The sequence below is a fragment of the Streptomyces sp. NK08204 genome, from assembly GCF_020400585.1.
Lineage (GTDB): Bacteria > Actinomycetota > Actinomycetes > Streptomycetales > Streptomycetaceae > Streptomyces.
Genome location: NZ_JAINVF010000035.1, coordinates 18135 through 33107 on the forward strand (window position 1 = coordinate 18135; position 14973 = coordinate 33107).

15 protein-coding genes and 1 pseudogene are annotated in these 14973 nt (G+C 71.7%); 6 read left to right on the plus strand and 10 right to left on the minus strand.

Features of this window, described 5'->3' with window-relative positions:
• The first annotated feature begins 238 nt into the window (after positions 1–238).
• Positions 239–1099, plus strand: coding sequence for a Bax inhibitor-1/YccA family protein (locus K7G59_RS31885; protein WP_225840168.1), 861 nt, complete (start codon positions 239–241; stop codon positions 1097–1099).
• An 87-nt stretch (positions 1100–1186) separates the two neighbouring features.
• Here the strand turns inward: K7G59_RS31885 and K7G59_RS31890 are convergent, their stop codons facing one another.
• Positions 1187–1417 carry a DUF4287 domain-containing protein gene (locus K7G59_RS31890; RefSeq protein WP_225840169.1) on the minus strand — a complete coding sequence of 77 codons (231 nt, stop codon included), beginning with the start codon at positions 1415–1417 and terminating at the stop codon, positions 1187–1189.
• 98 nt (positions 1418–1515) lie between these two features.
• Here K7G59_RS31890 and K7G59_RS31895 point away from each other — a divergent pair, with 98 nt between their 5' ends.
• Positions 1516–1827: a hypothetical protein gene (locus tag K7G59_RS31895; protein ID WP_225840170.1), complete on the plus strand. Its 312-nt coding sequence runs from the start codon at positions 1516–1518 to the stop codon at positions 1825–1827.
• 3 nt (positions 1828–1830) lie between these two features.
• Here the strand turns inward: K7G59_RS31895 and K7G59_RS31900 are convergent, their stop codons facing one another.
• The 3 genes from K7G59_RS31900 to K7G59_RS31910 form a co-directional block, all read right to left on the minus strand.
• Positions 1831–2652 (minus strand): LapA family protein, encoded by an 822-nt coding sequence (locus tag K7G59_RS31900; protein ID WP_225840171.1) that lies wholly within the window; start codon positions 2650–2652, stop codon positions 1831–1833.
• Between the two features lie 274 nt (positions 2653–2926).
• The gene (locus K7G59_RS31905; RefSeq protein WP_225840172.1) at positions 2927–4147 is read right to left on the minus strand and encodes an acetyl-CoA C-acetyltransferase; all 1221 of its coding nucleotides are present in this window, start codon (positions 4145–4147) and stop codon (positions 2927–2929) included.
• A 277-nt stretch (positions 4148–4424) separates the two neighbouring features.
• Complete coding sequence (locus K7G59_RS31910) at positions 4425–5444, minus strand: SGNH/GDSL hydrolase family protein (protein ID WP_225840173.1); 1020 nt, start codon at positions 5442–5444, stop codon at positions 4425–4427.
• Between the two features lie 160 nt (positions 5445–5604).
• On the opposite strand from K7G59_RS31910, the gene K7G59_RS31915 reads away from it, so the two are divergent.
• The gene (locus tag K7G59_RS31915) at positions 5605–6996 is read left to right on the plus strand and encodes a cystathionine beta-synthase (protein ID WP_225840174.1); all 1392 of its coding nucleotides are present in this window, start codon (positions 5605–5607) and stop codon (positions 6994–6996) included.
• Positions 6997–7390: 394 nt separating this feature from the next.
• Here the strand turns inward: K7G59_RS31915 and K7G59_RS31920 are convergent, their stop codons facing one another.
• Positions 7391–7798: a hypothetical protein gene (locus K7G59_RS31920; protein WP_225840175.1), complete on the minus strand. Its 408-nt coding sequence runs from the start codon at positions 7796–7798 to the stop codon at positions 7391–7393.
• Positions 7799–7931: 133 nt separating this feature from the next.
• Here K7G59_RS31920 and K7G59_RS31925 point away from each other — a divergent pair, with 133 nt between their 5' ends.
• Positions 7932–8774, plus strand: coding sequence for a MurR/RpiR family transcriptional regulator (locus K7G59_RS31925; RefSeq protein ID WP_225840176.1), 843 nt, complete (start codon positions 7932–7934; stop codon positions 8772–8774).
• 112 nt (positions 8775–8886) lie between these two features.
• A pseudogene (locus tag K7G59_RS31930) lies at positions 8887–9394 on the plus strand (hypothetical protein).
• Here the strand turns inward: K7G59_RS31930 and K7G59_RS31935 are convergent.
• From K7G59_RS31935 to K7G59_RS31955, 5 genes are all read right to left on the minus strand, one after another.
• Complete coding sequence (locus K7G59_RS31935) at positions 9395–9769, minus strand: hypothetical protein (RefSeq protein WP_225840177.1); 375 nt, start codon at positions 9767–9769, stop codon at positions 9395–9397.
• A 10-nt stretch (positions 9770–9779) separates the two neighbouring features.
• Complete coding sequence (locus K7G59_RS31940; protein WP_225840178.1) at positions 9780–10295, minus strand: roadblock/LC7 domain-containing protein; 516 nt, start codon at positions 10293–10295, stop codon at positions 9780–9782.
• A 31-nt stretch (positions 10296–10326) separates the two neighbouring features.
• Positions 10327–11148, minus strand: a complete 822-nt coding sequence (locus tag K7G59_RS31945) for a transcriptional regulator (RefSeq protein WP_225840179.1) — start codon at positions 11146–11148, stop codon at positions 10327–10329.
• Entirely contained in the window at positions 11145–11534 is a 390-nt protein-coding gene (locus K7G59_RS31950) for a hypothetical protein (RefSeq protein WP_225840180.1), read from the minus strand. Before K7G59_RS31950 ends, K7G59_RS31945 begins: the two co-directional genes overlap by 4 nt.
• Before the next feature lie 178 nt (positions 11535–11712).
• Positions 11713–13101, minus strand: a complete 1389-nt coding sequence (locus K7G59_RS31955; RefSeq protein WP_225840202.1) for a diaminopimelate decarboxylase — start codon at positions 13099–13101, stop codon at positions 11713–11715.
• 172 nt (positions 13102–13273) lie between these two features.
• Here K7G59_RS31955 and hutU point away from each other — a divergent pair, with 172 nt between their 5' ends.
• Positions 13274–14938: a urocanate hydratase gene (gene hutU / locus K7G59_RS31960; RefSeq protein ID WP_225840181.1), complete on the plus strand. Its 1665-nt coding sequence runs from the start codon at positions 13274–13276 to the stop codon at positions 14936–14938.
• Positions 14939–14973: the final 35 nt, after the last annotated feature.

Consider the following 14973-nt stretch of genomic DNA (forward strand, 5'->3'; position numbering starts at 1 on the left):
CTTCCCCCGGCCCCCGGCCCTCTCCCTCCCGCCTCGCTTCCCTCCTCCCTCCTCCCTCCCTCACCCCGCCGTTCTCCTGCCGGTGCGCGAGGGGCCGACGTAGCCGGGAGCAGGCTGTCCGCGTAGCGTGTGGCGCAGCACGGTAAGGGAAAGATCCTCCCCAGGTATTACGGATGATCCTTTGCCAAGCTATTACCCTTGACGCCAAGGCCGCACAGGCTGGCCATGGAGGAGTGAAATGAGGAGCAGCAACCCGGTCTTCTCGCGACGGGGGTTCAGCCGCGACAACGGCTACGCCGGCTTCAACACCGCACCGCAGGCCGGGTACGCACAGGGCAACCCGTACGCGCAGAACCCCTACGCCCAGAACCCGTACGCCCAGCAGGGTGCGCCGTACGGCGCCATGCCCCAGGCACCGGTCACCACCGACCGGATGACGATGGACGACGTCGTCGTCCGCTCGGCCATCACGCTCGGCACGGTCGCCGTGGGTGCCGTCCTCGCCTGGGCTCTGCTGCCGGTCTCGGCCACCAGCTACGGCCTGGCCATCGGGGCCGCGCTCGTGGCGATGGTCCTGGCGATGGTCCAGAGCTTCAAGCGCACCCCGGTGCCCGCGCTGATCCTCGGATACGCCGCCTTCGAGGGCGTCTTCCTCGGTGTCGTCAGCGAGATGTACAACAGCCGCTGGAGCGGCGCCCCCTTCCAGGCGGTGCTCGGCACCATGGCCGTCTCGGCCGCGACCCTGCTGGTCTACAAGGCCGGCTGGGTCCGCGTCACCGCGCGCTACGCCCGCGTCGGCCTGTCCATCGCCCTCGCCTTCATGGTGGTCATGGCGATCAACCTGCTGCTGGTCGCGTTCGGCGTCGCGGAGGACGGCGGACTGCGCAGCTTCGGCCCGCTCGGCGCGCTCGTGGGCATCGTCGCCATCGTGCTCGGCGCGTTCTTCCTGACCCTCGACTTCAAGCAGATCGAGGACGGCATCGCCTACGGCGCCCCGCGGAACGAGTCCTGGCTCGCCGCCTTCGGCCTCACCATGACCCTGGTGTGGATCTACGTGGAGATGCTGCGACTGGTGGCGATCTTCACCAACAACGACTGACCGGATCGGCTGGGCGAGAGCTCCGGCCGAGCGGGAGCCGAGTGATGCGAGAGGGCCCCGGGTTCCACCCGGGGCCCTCTCGGCGTCTCAGAGCAGCTTTCGGGCCGCCCTCCTCAAGTCGTACTCATGGACGATGGCCTTGGCGTGGCCGTACGCGAGGTCGTACTCGTGCCGGAGCCAGCTGACCTTTTCCTCGAAGCGGAAGAGTGCCGGGCCTTCTTCGACGGCGCGCAGCCAGTCGGAGACTTCACGACCGGTGCAGTGGGGGATGCGGGCGAGCAGATTGCGGTGGGTCTCTTCGGAGAAGACTTGGGACATCGGCGCCTCCGGACGCGATCGATGAAGCCGGTCCTTCACGTCACCGTGCCCGAGCGTTGGCGTCTTGGCAACAGTCCGGGCACGTTACGCTCTGGCTCGTGGTTGATACGACGCCCCTGACCCAAGCCGTGGATCACTTCGCCGACCGGTTGCGGGCGGCGCCGCAGAGCCGGCTCCAGCGGGGCGCCGCCGCGGAGGCGCTGGCGCTGGCCCGGGAGTTGGCGTGCTGGGCGCAGCGCCTGGAGACGCCGGACGCCGAGCCCCGGGAGATGCCCGACGCGGGCATGTTCGCGGCGGCCGACCAGATCCTCGTCGCCGCGCACGACTTGGCCCTCGTGCTCAGGAGCGAGGACGAGGTCGAACGGGCCGTGCTGGCGGTGGAGGAGGCGCGCAAGCGGGCGGGGGTCTGAGTGTCACAGGGACGCGATGACCCGGTCCGCCAGGACGTACACCGTGTCCTTGCCGTCCTTGCCGCACGCGAAGGTCAGCGTGTAGGCGCCGGAGACACCTGAGCCGCCCAGGAGATAGGGGGACTCGCCGGACCGCAGGGCCGCCGCCAGGTGCTCCGCCGTCTCGCGGTGGCCCGGCGTCATGCACAGGGTGGTGCCGTCGGTGAAGACGTACACGTCGAGGGTGCCGAGCGGGCCGGGGCGGACGTCGCACAGTTCCGTGCGCTCGGCGGCCAGCTGCTCCAGCGTGCTCACGGTTCGCTCGTGGTCGTTCACGATGGGCGACTGCACCGGGACGAAGTCCGGGTGCGAGGGGTGGCGGCGACGGGCCGCGGCCAGCTCCGGGGATTCCGCGGAGGTGCCGCCCTGGACGAAGTCCTTGGGGGAGAACTCGTCGGCGTCGGCGGCCGGCTCGGACACCGGCTCCAGGCCCGTGAAGTCGGCCTGCCGGGGCAGGAACAGGTCGCTGTCGGACAGGCCGAGCAGGGAGGGCATGTCGGAGGCGTCACGTGCCTCCTGGGCCGCCCAGAAGGCACGGGCCTCGGCCAGCTCCCTCTCCCGCTCCTCGGCCAGCGCCTCGGCCACCGCGACACGTATCTGTTCGGCGTCGGCGTGGCTGCGGGCGCTCGGCAGCAGGGCGCGCGTGGTGGCCGCCTCGTTCTCGGCGAGCTGCCGCTGCAGCTCCGAGAGCTGGCGGCGCAGCTTCAGCACGGTACGCAGGACGGCGACGCCCACGGCGCCGGTGGCAGCCGTGGTGAGCAGCAGGGCGATCGGCATGGCGCTCACTGACTTACTCCCAGGTTCAAAGTCGACCCCCGACTTCCTACATCAGCTTGAAGGGCGGACTAACCACCTGTCAGTGCGTAATGTCACGAAACGGACAGGGCATTCGCTGCGGGGTTTCCGGGGGAGCGCCGTTGACCTGCGCGGATACCCCGGGCGAGGGATATAGGTCACATCCTGGGGGAGATTGGATCACGAAAAGGTCCGGAACCTCGGGGCCTGCCGGGTTCCGGACCCTTGACCGACGTACGGTGTCCGGTTCGCTACCGAACGTCGATCAGCTGAGGCGCTCGATGACCATCGCCATGCCCTGGCCGCCGCCGACGCACATCGTCTCCAGGCCGAACTGCTTGTCGTGGAACTGGAGGGAGTTGATGAGCGTGCCGGTGATGCGGGCGCCGGTCATGCCGAAGGGGTGGCCGACGGCGATGGCGCCGCCGTTCACGTTCAGCTTGTCGATGTCGATGCCCAGGTCGCGGTACGACGGGATCACCTGGGCGGCGAAGGCCTCGTTGATCTCGACCAGGTCGATGTCGTCGATGGTGAGACCGGCGCGGCGCAGGGCCTGCTGGGAGGCCTCGACCGGGCCGAGGCCCATGATCTCCGGGGACAGGCCGGAGACGCCGGTGGACACGATGCGGGCGAGCGGGGTGAGGCCCAGCTCGCGGGCCTTGGTGTCGCTCATGATGACGACCGCGGCGGCACCGTCGTTGAGCGGGCAGCAGTTGCCGGCGGTGACGAGCCCGTCCGGGCGGAAGACCGGCTTCAGGCCGGAGACACCCTCCAGCGTGACGCCGGCGCGCGGGCCGTCGTCCTTGCTGACGACCGTGCCGTCGGGGAGGGTCACCGGGGTGATCTCGCGCTCCCAGAAGCCGTTCTTGATGGCCTGCTCGGCGAGGTTCTGCGAGCGGACGCCGAACTCGTCCATGTCCTGGCGGGTCACGCCCTTCCAGCGGGCGAGGTTCTCGGCGGTCTGGCCCATCGCGATGTAGGCGTCCGGGACGAGGCCGTCCTCGCGCGGGTCGTGCCAGGTCGTGCCCTCCTGCTCGGCGACGGCTGCCGTACGGGCCTCCGCCTCGGCGAAGAACGGGTTGTGCGTGTCCGGCAGGCTGTCCGAGTTGCCCTTGACGAACCGGGAGACCATCTCGACACCGGCCGAGATGAAGACGTCGCCCTCGCCGGCCTTGATGGCGTGCAGGGCCATGCGGGAGGTCTGCAGCGAGGAGGAGCAGTACCGGGTGATCGTGCAGCCCGGCAGGTGGTCCATGCCCATCTGTACGGCGACGATCCGGCCGAGGTTGTTGCCCTGCTCGCCGCCGGGCAGACCGCAGCCGAGCATCAGGTCGTCGATGTCGCGCGGGTCCAGCTCGGGGATCTTGGCGAGGGCGGCCTGGATGATCGTGGCGGTGAGGTCGTCCGGGCGCAGGTCCTTGAGGGAGCCCTTGAAAGCGCGGCCGATCGGGGAACGGGCGGTCGAGACGATGACGGCTTCGGGCATCACGGCTCCATTGACGAACAGGACGGGCGGATGGGCGGGTCGAGTGGGAAGTTACCCGCACGTATGGGCCAGGTCACGCGTGTGGCGGTGTGACCCTGGCCGCAATTGTCTAAGCGCTTGCTTGGCTTACCCTCGGGCCTGCCGCCTGCCGCCTGCCGCCTGCCGCCTGCCGCCTGCCGCCTGCCGCCTGCCGCCTGCCCACCCGGCTCGGCGGGCCGGAGGGGAAGCGGGGCCCTGATGAGGGCGAGCCCCCCAGCAGGTGGCGAGCCCCCAGGGGTCAGGGGGACGGGGCCGCCGGTTCCGCCTCCGGCACCCGGCGGCGGCGCCTGCGCTTGAGCAGGGCCCAAGGCCCCCGGGGACCTGTCGGCATCGCCGCCGTGACCTCCGTACCCGCCTCCGACGCCGCCTCGGCCGCAGCGCGGGCAACCGGCAGGAAGCCCTCGCGGCGGGAGACGTCCGGCCGTTCCTCCTCCGCCGGCCACAGGCCCAGCGTCGCGCACACCGTCGGCAGGACCGCCATCGCCGCCGTGGCGTACCCCTCGGCGGAGGGGTGGTAGTTGTCCGGCCCGAACAGCTCGCGCGGGTTCGCCTCGAACTCCGGCCCCAGCAGGTCACCCAGCGACACCGTCCGCCCGCCCTGCTCGATCACCCCGATCGTCTGCGCCGCCGCCAGCTGCCGCGAGGCCCGCCGGGCCAGCCAGCGCAACGGCTGCTGCACCGGCTCGATGGTGCCGAGGTCGGGGCAGGTCCCCACCACCACCTCCGCGCCGGCCGTGCGCAGCCGCCGCACCGCCGCCGACAGATGCCGTACCGAGCGCGTCGGCGGCATCCGATGCGTCACGTCGTTCGCGCCGATCATGATCACGCACACGTCCGGGACGGGAAAGGGCGACGACAGCACCAGCGCCACCTGGCGGTCCAGGTCGTCGGACTGGGCGCCGGGGAGGGCCACATTGCGCAGCACCACCGGACGTTCCGCCACCGCCGCCAGTCCCGACGCCAGCAACGCCCCCGGTGTCTGCCCCGAGCGGTGCACCCCCTGTCCAGCGGCGGTGGAGTCACCGAGCAGGGTCAGTCTGAGGGGAGGTTCGCCGGGGACGTCGTACACCCGGCCGTACAGGCCGTCGGCCACCGGCACCCGCCCGGCGCCGCCGTTGCCCACATGGCGCCGCGCCATCTGCATCTCGGCCAGCAGGAGTCCGACGGCCGCCGCGCCCACGAGCCCGACCCCGCCGCCGCCGTACGCCGCTCCGGCCGCGATGCGCCGGGCCACTCTCGCCCTCGACAGGTTCGTCATGCGTCGCCGCCACCTCCTCGTAGCCGTACAACCACTCCTTGCCCCGCACCCCCGGTGCGCCAATCTCGACAGGGAGTGAACGCCCTCCGCGCGTCACCCTGGGGCCGTACGCTGGCTTGACCACTACGACCACTCTTTTTGCAAGCAACCGGAGACAACGGTGCAATTCCACGACTCGATGATCAGCCTCGTCGGCAACACCCCGCTGGTGCGGCTCAACAGCGTGACCCAGGGAATCCAGGCGACCGTCCTGGCCAAGGTGGAGTACTTCAACCCGGGCGGCTCCGTGAAGGACCGCATCGCCCTGCGCATGATCGAGGCGGCCGAGCAGAGCGGTGAGCTGAAGCCCGGCGGCACGATCGTCGAGCCGACCAGCGGCAACACCGGTGTGGGCCTGGCCATCGTGGCCCAGCAGAAGGGCTACAAGTGCATCTTCGTGTGCCCCGACAAGGTGAGCACCGACAAGATCAACGTGCTGCGCGCGTACGGCGCCGAGGTCGTCGTCTGCCCGACGGCCGTCGCCCCTGAGCACCCGGACTCCTACTACAACGTCTCCGACCGCCTCGTCCGCGAGACCCCCGGGGCATGGAAGCCCGACCAGTACTCCAACCCCAACAACCCGCTCTCGCACTATCACTCGACCGGCCCCGAGCTGTGGGAGCAGACCGAGGGGAAGATCACCCACTTCGTGGCGGGCGTGGGCACCGGCGGCACCATCTCCGGCACCGGCCGCTACCTGAAGGACGCCAGCGGTGGCAAGGTCAAGGTCATCGGCGCCGACCCCGAGGGGTCCGTGTACTCCGGCGGCTCCGGGCGCCCGTACCTGGTCGAGGGAGTCGGTGAGGACTTCTGGCCGACCGCCTACGACCGCACCGTCGCGGACGAGATCGTCGCCGTGTCCGACAAGGACTCCTTCCAGATGACCCGCCGGCTGGCCAAGGAGGAGGGCCTGCTCGTCGGCGGCTCCTGCGGCATGGCCGTCGTCGCCGCGCTGCGCGTCGCCGAGCGGCTCGGTCCCGACGACGTCGTGGTGGTGCTGCTCCCGGACAGCGGGCGGGGCTACCTCAGCAAGATCTTCAACGACGAGTGGATGGCCGACTACGGCTTCCTGGCGGACGAGGGCCCCAGCGCCCGCGTCGGGGACGTCCTGTCCGACAAGGCGCACGGCGCCATGCCGTCCCTGGTGCACATGCACCCGGACGAGACGGTCGGCCAGGCCATCGAGGTGCTGCGGGAGTACGGCGTCTCGCAGATGCCGGTCGTCAAGCCCGGCGCCGGTCACCCGGACGTGATGGCCGCCGAGGTCGTCGGCTCGGTCGTGGAACGGGAGCTGCTGGACGCCCTGTTCTCCAAGCGCGCCTCCCTGGACGACCCGCTGGAGAAGCACATGTGCTCGCCGCTGCCCCAGGTCGGCTCCGGCGAGCCCGTCGCCGACCTGATGTCGGTGCTCGGCTCGGCCGACGCGGCGATCGTCCTCGTCGAGGGCAAGCCGACCGGTGTGGTCAGCCGGCAGGACCTGCTGGCCTTCCTCGCCAAGGGCGGGAACAAGTAGCGAACCTCCGGTGAACCGCCCGTGTCCGGGGCGAACATGCGGTGACCGTGGCCGTTCGAGCCGTTTCGGAAGTGGTACGAACGCGTCACGTGCACGCAGCACTCGCTTAACACGGGTCCGGCAGATTGGAGGTGTCGGAAGGGCGAGCGGAACTCCCGGGCTGTCAGCACCGGTGCGGCTCCCCGCCCAGACCGACGCCGAACGGCGTCACGGACCTCCGGAGCGGCTCCCGGACCTCCATGGACGCCACGGACGCGCAGCCCGGCCCTGACCCGGCCCGCGTCCCGCGCGGGGACCGCCGTCGTCCCGCCCCCCGGAAACGGGGGTGCGGCGGTCCCCGCTCATTTTCGACGGTTTGCGGTGTTCGTCGCTTTCACCATGCCGTCAGCAAGCTTCAGTCCTGGTGGCCGCACCGGTCGCGGCGCCCGGGGAGGATCTCCGGGTGGAGGCGTACGGCCTGGGCCGCGTTGACGCCGACGATGCCGCTCCAGGCGGCCACCAGCCCGGGCAGCCCCGTCAGGGCGCCGGCGATCGCGGACAGCGGGATGGCCAGCACCAGCGTGAGCAGCGCGAAGCCGTAGCGCTCGGCCCAGGTGTCGGCCGGCTTCGGCCGCCGGCTCTCACGTGCGGTCGCCGTCTGCCGCTCGGCCAGATGCCGCCGCACCCGGCGGTCCACCGTCTCGTCGATCTGCTGCTCGACCTTTTCCAGGAACGAGTCGATCAGCACGGAGTCGTACTCCGCGCCCAGTTCCGTGCGGGCCCGCACAGTGGCGTCGAGTTCCTTCGGGTCCAGTGCGCTCATGCGCTCCACCGTAAGAAGCCGTCCTGCCCACCGCACTGGGGACAACCCCCCTGTCCGTGCCGACCGCTTGCCGCTCTGCATATGCTCATGCAGAATCCTCAGCTACTGAATAGGCGAGGGGGACCACGTCATCATGAGCGCGAACGACAGCCCTGCGAACCGGTTGCAGGCGCTCTTCGAGGGGCACCGGCTCACGCCGACCCAGCGGCGCATCGCGCACAGCATGGTGCGCCGGGCCGCCGACGTGCCGTTCCTGTCCAGCGTCGAGCTGGCCGAACTGGCCGGGGTCAGCCAGCCCTCGGTGACCCGGTTCGCCGTCGCCCTCGGCTTCGACGGCTACCCCGCGCTGCGCAAGCACCTGCGCGAGGTCGTGCCCGTCGAACCGGCCGCCGAGGCGGGCTCGCACAACGAGTACCAGCAGGCCGTCGAGGTGGAGATCGAGAACCTGAAGCACCTCGCCGAGCTGCTCGCCGACCCGCGCCCGGTGCAGCAGGCGGGCCGTGTGCTGGCCGCCTCCCGCCCGCTGCCCGTCCTCGGGCTGCGCGCCGCCGCCTCGCAGGCGTACGGCTTCGCGTACTTCGCCGCCAAGGTCCACCCGGACGTCCGGCTGCTCGACGAGGGCGGCACGATGATCCAGGACCGCATCGACGCGGCCGTCCGCGCGGGCGCCTCCGCGCTGCTGTGCTTCGCCCTGCCCCGGCACCCGCGCGAGGTCGTCGACACCCTCGCCTACGCCAAGGACGCCGGCCTGGCCGTCGTCACGGTCGCCGACTCCGCGTTCGCGCCGGTCGCCAAGTACTCCGACCTGCTGCTGCCCGCCGCCGTCGGCACCGGCCTCGCCTTCGACACCGCCTGCGCGCCGATGCTGCTCGGCCGGGTGCTGCTGGAGGCGATCTGCGACGACCTGCCCGACGCGCAGGCCCGCTTGGAGCAGTTCGACGCCAACGCGGCGGCGCGGGGCCTGTTCGTGGACTGACGCCCGCGCTCTCACACTCGTCTCACCTTCGCCCGCCGGCTTCTCCGGTGATCTGTGAGGGCACGTGACACGGGAGGCCGACGTGGCAGGCGGGGGACAGGGGCTGGCCCGGGTGGCCGTCGTCGTGAGGGCGGGGGCCGCCCTGCTGTGGTGGCTCGGGGTGTTCACCGCCAGGATCGTGGCTCTGCCGCCAGGAGTGACCGGGCGCCGGATCGGATTCCTGGCGGGGGCCGCGCTGTTCGTCGTCACCACGGCCGTCGTGGTGCTGGCGCGCCGGGGCCGGTACACCGCCCTCGCCCGCGGGGTCGTCCGTGCGGGCAGGGGCGACGTGCTCCAGGACCGCGCGGTGACCGTCCGCAACTGGGCCCGGGGACACCGCTGGTGCCCGCCGCCGGCGGCATGCTGCTCGCCGGGGCCGGCACCGGGCTGAGAGTGAAGGCCGTGTGGCTCGGACGGCGCGAGCAGGCCGGGGACATGCTGTTGTGGGTGCGTGTCGACTGGCTGGACACGCGGGGCGGAAGCCCGGCGGGCAGGCCGTCAAGGGCCTGCGCGGTACGGGCGTCGCGGCCGGCGACGCCGCCCCGGGCGGGGTCCGCCGCCGTACCGCCGCCCTCGTGTGACTAGACCTCCAGATCCTCCTCGATCTTCCGCAACTGGTGCCGGGCCATCGCCAGGTTGGCCCGGCTGGAGTCCAGGACCAGGTAGAGGAACAGGCCGTTGCCGCCGCGTCCCTTGAGCAGGCGGATCAGGTGGTACTGGTCCGTCAGCGTGATCAGGATGTCCTCGATCTCGGCCTTGAGACCGAGATGGTCCATCGTGCGCATCTTGGCGCGGATGACGTCCGTGTTGCCGGCGGCGGCCACGTTCAGGTCGAAACTCTTGCTGCCGCCCATCGTGCCCAGCGCCATCCCGCTGGTGTAGTCGACGAGAGCGACCCCGGTGGCGCCCTCGATGGAGGTCAGTGCCTCTTTCAGCGCGGTCTCGGTGTTCGCCATGGTGGTCCTTTCAACTGTCGGTTGCGGTGCGCGCCTCGGTGGCCGTGCCCCGGGGCGCGCGCGTGGTGCGGGTACGTGTGGATGCCGTCGTGGCGGCCGGGCGTGCGGCTTCTGCGGCGGCCTGGGCTGCGGCCCGGGCGGCGACCTCGGCGGCGTCGAGCAGCTCCCCGATCCGGGCGCCGGCCCGGCGGCCCTCCAGGTGCAGCCGGCCGACGTTGACCCGGTCCTGGGTGAGCAGTGTCAGTACGGCGGTGCGGCCGGCCGCGTAGGTGGCGACATAGCCCTGCTCGCCACGCACCAGCAGCTCCCGGAAGCCGCCGTGTCCGGTGGCGTCGGCCACCCGTACGGACACGCCGAGTGCGGCGGCGGTGAGGGCCGCCAGACCCTCCGGGTCGAGACCGGGAGTGTCGTGGGCGACGACGAGACCGTCGACGCCGGCCGCGAGGGCGCCGGTGAGCTGCGGCACGCGGGTCCGCAGCCGGTGCAGCTCGTCCTGGACGGCACCGAGATCCTGTGGTGACACCATCAGCTCTCTCCTCTCGGCGGGGCGGTGTCGTTCAAAGCGCCTCCAGCGCATCCCTGAGCCTCTTCAGCAGCGCGATGTCGGGGGGATTGGTGACCATGAGCGGGGAAGCGGGGTGGGCCGGTGGCGGAGCGGGGGCGGGGGCGGCCGGCCGGACGAGTCCGGCTGCCGCGAGCCGTCGTACGTCCACCAGCGTGTGGAACGCCTGTCTGCCCAGGTCGCGGGCGATCTCCGGGGCCGTGCGGACGCCGTCGACCCGCTCCAGGACCGCGCGTCGGCGCAGCGCGACCGGCGCCGTGGAGACCGGGTCGGCGCGGATCAGCGGCGCGCTGTCGGCCGCCGGGTCCGGCCAGAGGCGGTGCAGCAGCAGACGGCGGCGCAGCGTCTCGCGTTCCAGCGCGATGACCGGGACCGAGGGCAGCGGGCCGAGGCGAGGCGTGCTGCTGTAGTGGAAGTGACCCGGGGTGCTGCTCGGCGACAGGGCGAAGTACCCGGCGTCGTACAGCGCGTCCAGGTGGCACAGCTCCAGGGCGCCCTCGGGCAGCAGCCCCGCGTCCAGCAGCAGCCGGGCGGCGTCGGCCGGTGTGCCGGCCTGCCCGGCCGCCCGCTGCCAGGCGGCCGTGGCCAGGGTGCCGTGGGCCGTGAGGAGCACGTCGAGACCGGGGGCGTGGGGGCTCTCGGCGTGCACCACCCGGCCCAGGGCGAGGTGCAGGGTGCCGTGCTCGCGGACGAGGACGCCGGTGGCCTGCTCCTCGGAGAGCCGCCGGAGCATCGGTGACAGCGCGCCCGCCGTACGGTCGCGTGCCGTGGCCTTGTCCCGTATCTGCAGCGGCGGCGGCGTTCCGACCGCCGTCATCCGAGCACCAGCCGGGTTGCCATCTCGCCGAGCCGGATCCGGGCGAGGGCGAGGTTGCCCTCCTCGCGGTCGAGCCACAGATGCAGGAAGACGCTGCTGTCGAAGGACGTGTCCAGGAACCGCAGCAGGTGATAGCTGTCGCTGTTGCTGATGATCACGTCCTCGACCGGCGGGCGCCCGTCCGTGCCCCCCTTGGCCGCGAAGGCGCCGTGTTCGGCGGCCATGCGGGCCAGTTCGGCGGCCTCGGCGGCGGTGGTCTCGTGGTCGCCGCCGGGGGCTTCCCCGACGCTGCCCAGAGCCAGTCCGCTCGTCCAGTCCACCAGCGCTGCTCCCCGGGCGCCGGGCAGCAGCATCGCTTCCAGTAGGCACTCGTCGATTCCGGGCACCGTGGCTTCCCTCCCGCGTGTGACTCCGGTTGAGTGACGTGACACTACGCAACGTGGGCGTGGGCGGCGAGGTCTTTGGCATTTTCCGTTGGAACATGCGTCCGGCGTACTAGTGTTGGTCAACTGACCACTGCCACCTGGCAGTTGATCCATTCGTTCGAGGTGCGGCCGGGGCGCGTCAACCGCTCCCGGGTGTACGCAAGGTGGTCAGCGCGGATGCGTGCGCCCCTCCGGACTCCTCCACCACCTCGGTCAGCCTCTGCGGCTCCCGTACCGTCGCGAAGGCCACGCCTGCCGTTCCGTCCGGCACGAAACCGTAGATCCCCGGCCGGACCAGGGAGTTGTAGGCGTAGTGATGGGCGAAGTAGTACGCGCCCGTGTCCAGCGCCGCCGCGTAATCCCCCTGCTCCAGCAGCGGCAGTGCACGCGCCTGCGCCAGCATGTCGCCCGAGAAGCACGCGGGACCGGCCACGTCCTGCACCACGAGGGGGCCTTCCTTCGGCCGCCCCGTCCTGTCGTACGCGGCGATCCTGAGCGGCCAGTTCCCCGGTGCGTACACCGTCCGCGTCGCCACCTGCACCCCCGCGTGCGTGACCGCGATCCGCCGCCCGCCCGCGGCCTTGGCGTACTCCACCCGCGCCACCACCGTGCCCTGCTCGGCCAGCAGTGAGCGGCCGAACTCGGTCACCAGCCCGTACCGCCCGTCGAACAGCCCCGGCACCTCCTCGGCCAGCACGCGCGCGTACTGCGCGTACGTCGGGGTCGTCGCCTCCGAGGCGAAGTTGACCGGCAGCCCCCCGCCGATGTCGAGCGTGTCGATCTGCCGCCGACCGACGCGCGCGTTGATCTCCTCCGCGAGCGCGTACGCCTCCGCCACGCCCCGTGCCATCAGCGGCAGCGGGACGCCCTGCGAGCCGGTGTGCGTGTGCAGCCGGGACAGCCACGGCCGTTCCAGATACGCCCGTACGACCCACTCCCGGGCCCCCTCGTCGCGCAGTGCCACGCCGAACTTGGAGGTCTGCGTCGCGGTGGAGGTCGCACCGATGGTCCCGCCGCCGACCTGCGGGTTGACCCGGATGCCGAGCGGCGAACGGGTCGGTGCGGCCCGTACGAGACCGTCCAGCCGGTCCAGCTCCTGCGGGTTGTCGGCGTTGACGGCGATGCCCAGCGCCAGCGCCTCGCGCAGTTCCGCCGGGGTCTTCGCGGGCGAGTCGAGCACCGTCCGGGACGGTTCCACCCCGGCCGCCCGTGCCAGCGCCAGTTCGCCGGGGCTGGCCACCTCCGCGCCGATGCCCTCCGCGTCCAGCAGCCGCAGCACCGGAACCAGCGGGGTCGCCTTCACCGCGAAGGCGTGCAGCACCGGCGTGCCCGGGGCCGCCACCGCCTCGAACGCCGCTTTCAGGGCCGCCGTGGCCTCCCGGATGCCGGTGACGTCCAGCAGCCCCACCACGGCGGCGTCCGGTCCCAGCAGCCCCTGCGCCACCGCCCCGCGCACCGCCCTGTCCCGCCGGGCCGCGCGCTCCCGGGCGGCGTTCCGGCTGTCGTGCTCCACGCTCTCGTGCTCCACGGCGTCGTGCTCCACGGATCTCCCCCGTCCTGTCGGGTTCCCTGTGCTTGACGGCTCGCTGTGCTTCCAGCCAAACACCCGCGGCGTGCGAACGTGCCCGGTCCGGCGTATTGACTAGTTCTATTCAGGAAGTCAGGATGTGAATAAGCGTAGTAACAGGAGGAGGCAGACGATGTCGGGACCCCGCCCCGTACGAGCACCGCGCGGCACGGAACTGAGCGCCCTGGGATGGCAGCAGGAAGCCGCGCTGCGGATGCTGCAGAACAACCTCGACCCCGAGGTCGCCGAGCACCCCGACAAGCTCGTCGTCTACGGCGGCACCGGCAAGGCCGCTCGTGACTGGCGCTCCTTCGACGCCATGGTGCGCACGCTGCGGACCCTCAAGCAGGACGAGACCATGCTGGTCCAGTCCGGCCGCCCGGTCGGTGTGATGCAGACCCACGAGTGGGCCCCGCGCGTCCTGATCGCCAACTCCAACCTGGTCGGCGACTGGGCCAACTGGGAGGAGTTCCGCCGCCTGGAGGCCCTCGGCCTGACCATGTACGGCCAGATGACCGCCGGCTCGTGGATCTACATCGGCACCCAGGGCATCCTCCAGGGCACCTACGAGACCTTCGCCGCCGTCGCCGCGAAGAAGTTCGGCGGCACCCTCGCCGGCACCATCACCCTCACCGCCGGCCTCGGCGGCATGGGCGGCGCCCAGCCCCTGGCCGTGACGATGAACGACGGCGTCGCCATCTGCATCGACTGCGACCCGCGCGCCATCGAGCGCCGCATCGAGCACCGCTACCTGGACGTCAGGGCCGACAGCCTGGACCACGCGCTCCAGCTGGCCGTCGAGGCGCGTGACCAGCGCAAGCCGCTGTCCATCGGCGTCCTCGGCAACGCCGCCGAGCTGGTCCCGCAGCTGCTCGCGATGAACGCGCCGATCGACATCGTCACCGACCAGACCTCCGCGCACGACCCCCTGGCGTACCTGCCGGTGGGCGTGGCCTTCGAGGACATGGCCGACGCCGCCGCCAAGGACCCGGCCGGCTTCACCACGCGTGCCCGTGAGTCGATGGCGAAGCACGTCGAGGCCATGGTCGGCTTCATGGACGCCGGAGCCGAGGTCTTCGACTACGGCAACTCCATCCGCGGCGAGGCCCAGCTGGCCGGCTACGACCGGGCCTTCGCCTTCCCCGGCTTCGTCCCCGCCTACATCCGCCCCCTCTTCTGCGAGGGCAAGGGCCCGTTCCGCTGGGCGGCCCTGTCCGGCGACCCGGCCGACATCGCCAAGACCGACAAGGCGATCCTGGAGCTGTTCCCCGAGAACGAGTCCCTGGCCCGCTGGATCAAGATGGCCGGCGAGCGAGTCCACTTCCAGGGCCTGCCCGCGCGCATCTGCTGGCTCGGCTACGGCGAGCGCGACAAGGCCGGTGAGCGCTTCAACGACATGGTCGCCTCCGGCGAGCTGGCGGCCCCGCTGGCCATCGGCCGCGACCACCTCGACTGCGGCTCCGTCGCCTCCCCCTACCGCGAGACCGAGGCCATGCTCGACGGCTCCGACGCGATCGCCGACTGGCCGCTGCTGAACGCCATGGTGAACGTGGCGTCGGGTGCGTCGTGGGTCTCCATCCACCACGGCGGCGGCGTCGGCATGGGCCGCTCCATCCACGCCGGGCAGGTGACGGTGGCCGACGGCACGAAGCTGGGCGGCGAGAAGATCCGGCGCGTGCTGACCAACGACCCCGGTATGGGTGTCATCCGCCACGTGGACGCCGGGTACGACATCGCGGAGTCCGTCGCCCAGGAGCGCGGGGTGCGGGTGCCGATGCGCGAGGGTGACGAGGCGTGACCCAGGATCAGGTGGGGCACGGCCGCCCTCCGGCG

Bases quoted from the DNA above. Each gene is read 5' to 3' on its own strand.
- K7G59_RS31935 (WP_225840177.1), bottom strand. From the start codon at position 9,769: ATGGCGAACACCGAGACCGCGCTGAAAGAGGCACTGACCTCCATCGAG.
- K7G59_RS31940 (WP_225840178.1), bottom strand. From the start codon at position 10,295: ATGGTGTCACCACAGGATCTCGGTGCCGTCCAGGACGAGCTGCACCGG.
- K7G59_RS31925 (WP_225840176.1), top strand. From the start codon at position 7,932: ATGAGCGCGAACGACAGCCCTGCGAACCGGTTGCAGGCGCTCTTCGAG.
- K7G59_RS31885 (WP_225840168.1), top strand. From the start codon at position 239: ATGAGGAGCAGCAACCCGGTCTTCTCGCGACGGGGGTTCAGCCGCGAC.
- hutU (WP_225840181.1), top strand. From the start codon at position 13,274: ATGTCGGGACCCCGCCCCGTACGAGCACCGCGCGGCACGGAACTGAGC.
- K7G59_RS31910 (WP_225840173.1), bottom strand. From the start codon at position 5,444: ATGACGAACCTGTCGAGGGCGAGAGTGGCCCGGCGCATCGCGGCCGGA.
- K7G59_RS31945 (WP_225840179.1), bottom strand. From the start codon at position 11,148: ATGACGGCGGTCGGAACGCCGCCGCCGCTGCAGATACGGGACAAGGCC.
- K7G59_RS31905 (WP_225840172.1), bottom strand. From the start codon at position 4,147: ATGCCCGAAGCCGTCATCGTCTCGACCGCCCGTTCCCCGATCGGCCGC.
- K7G59_RS31920 (WP_225840175.1), bottom strand. From the start codon at position 7,798: ATGAGCGCACTGGACCCGAAGGAACTCGACGCCACTGTGCGGGCCCGC.
- K7G59_RS31890 (WP_225840169.1), bottom strand. From the start codon at position 1,417: ATGTCCCAAGTCTTCTCCGAAGAGACCCACCGCAATCTGCTCGCCCGC.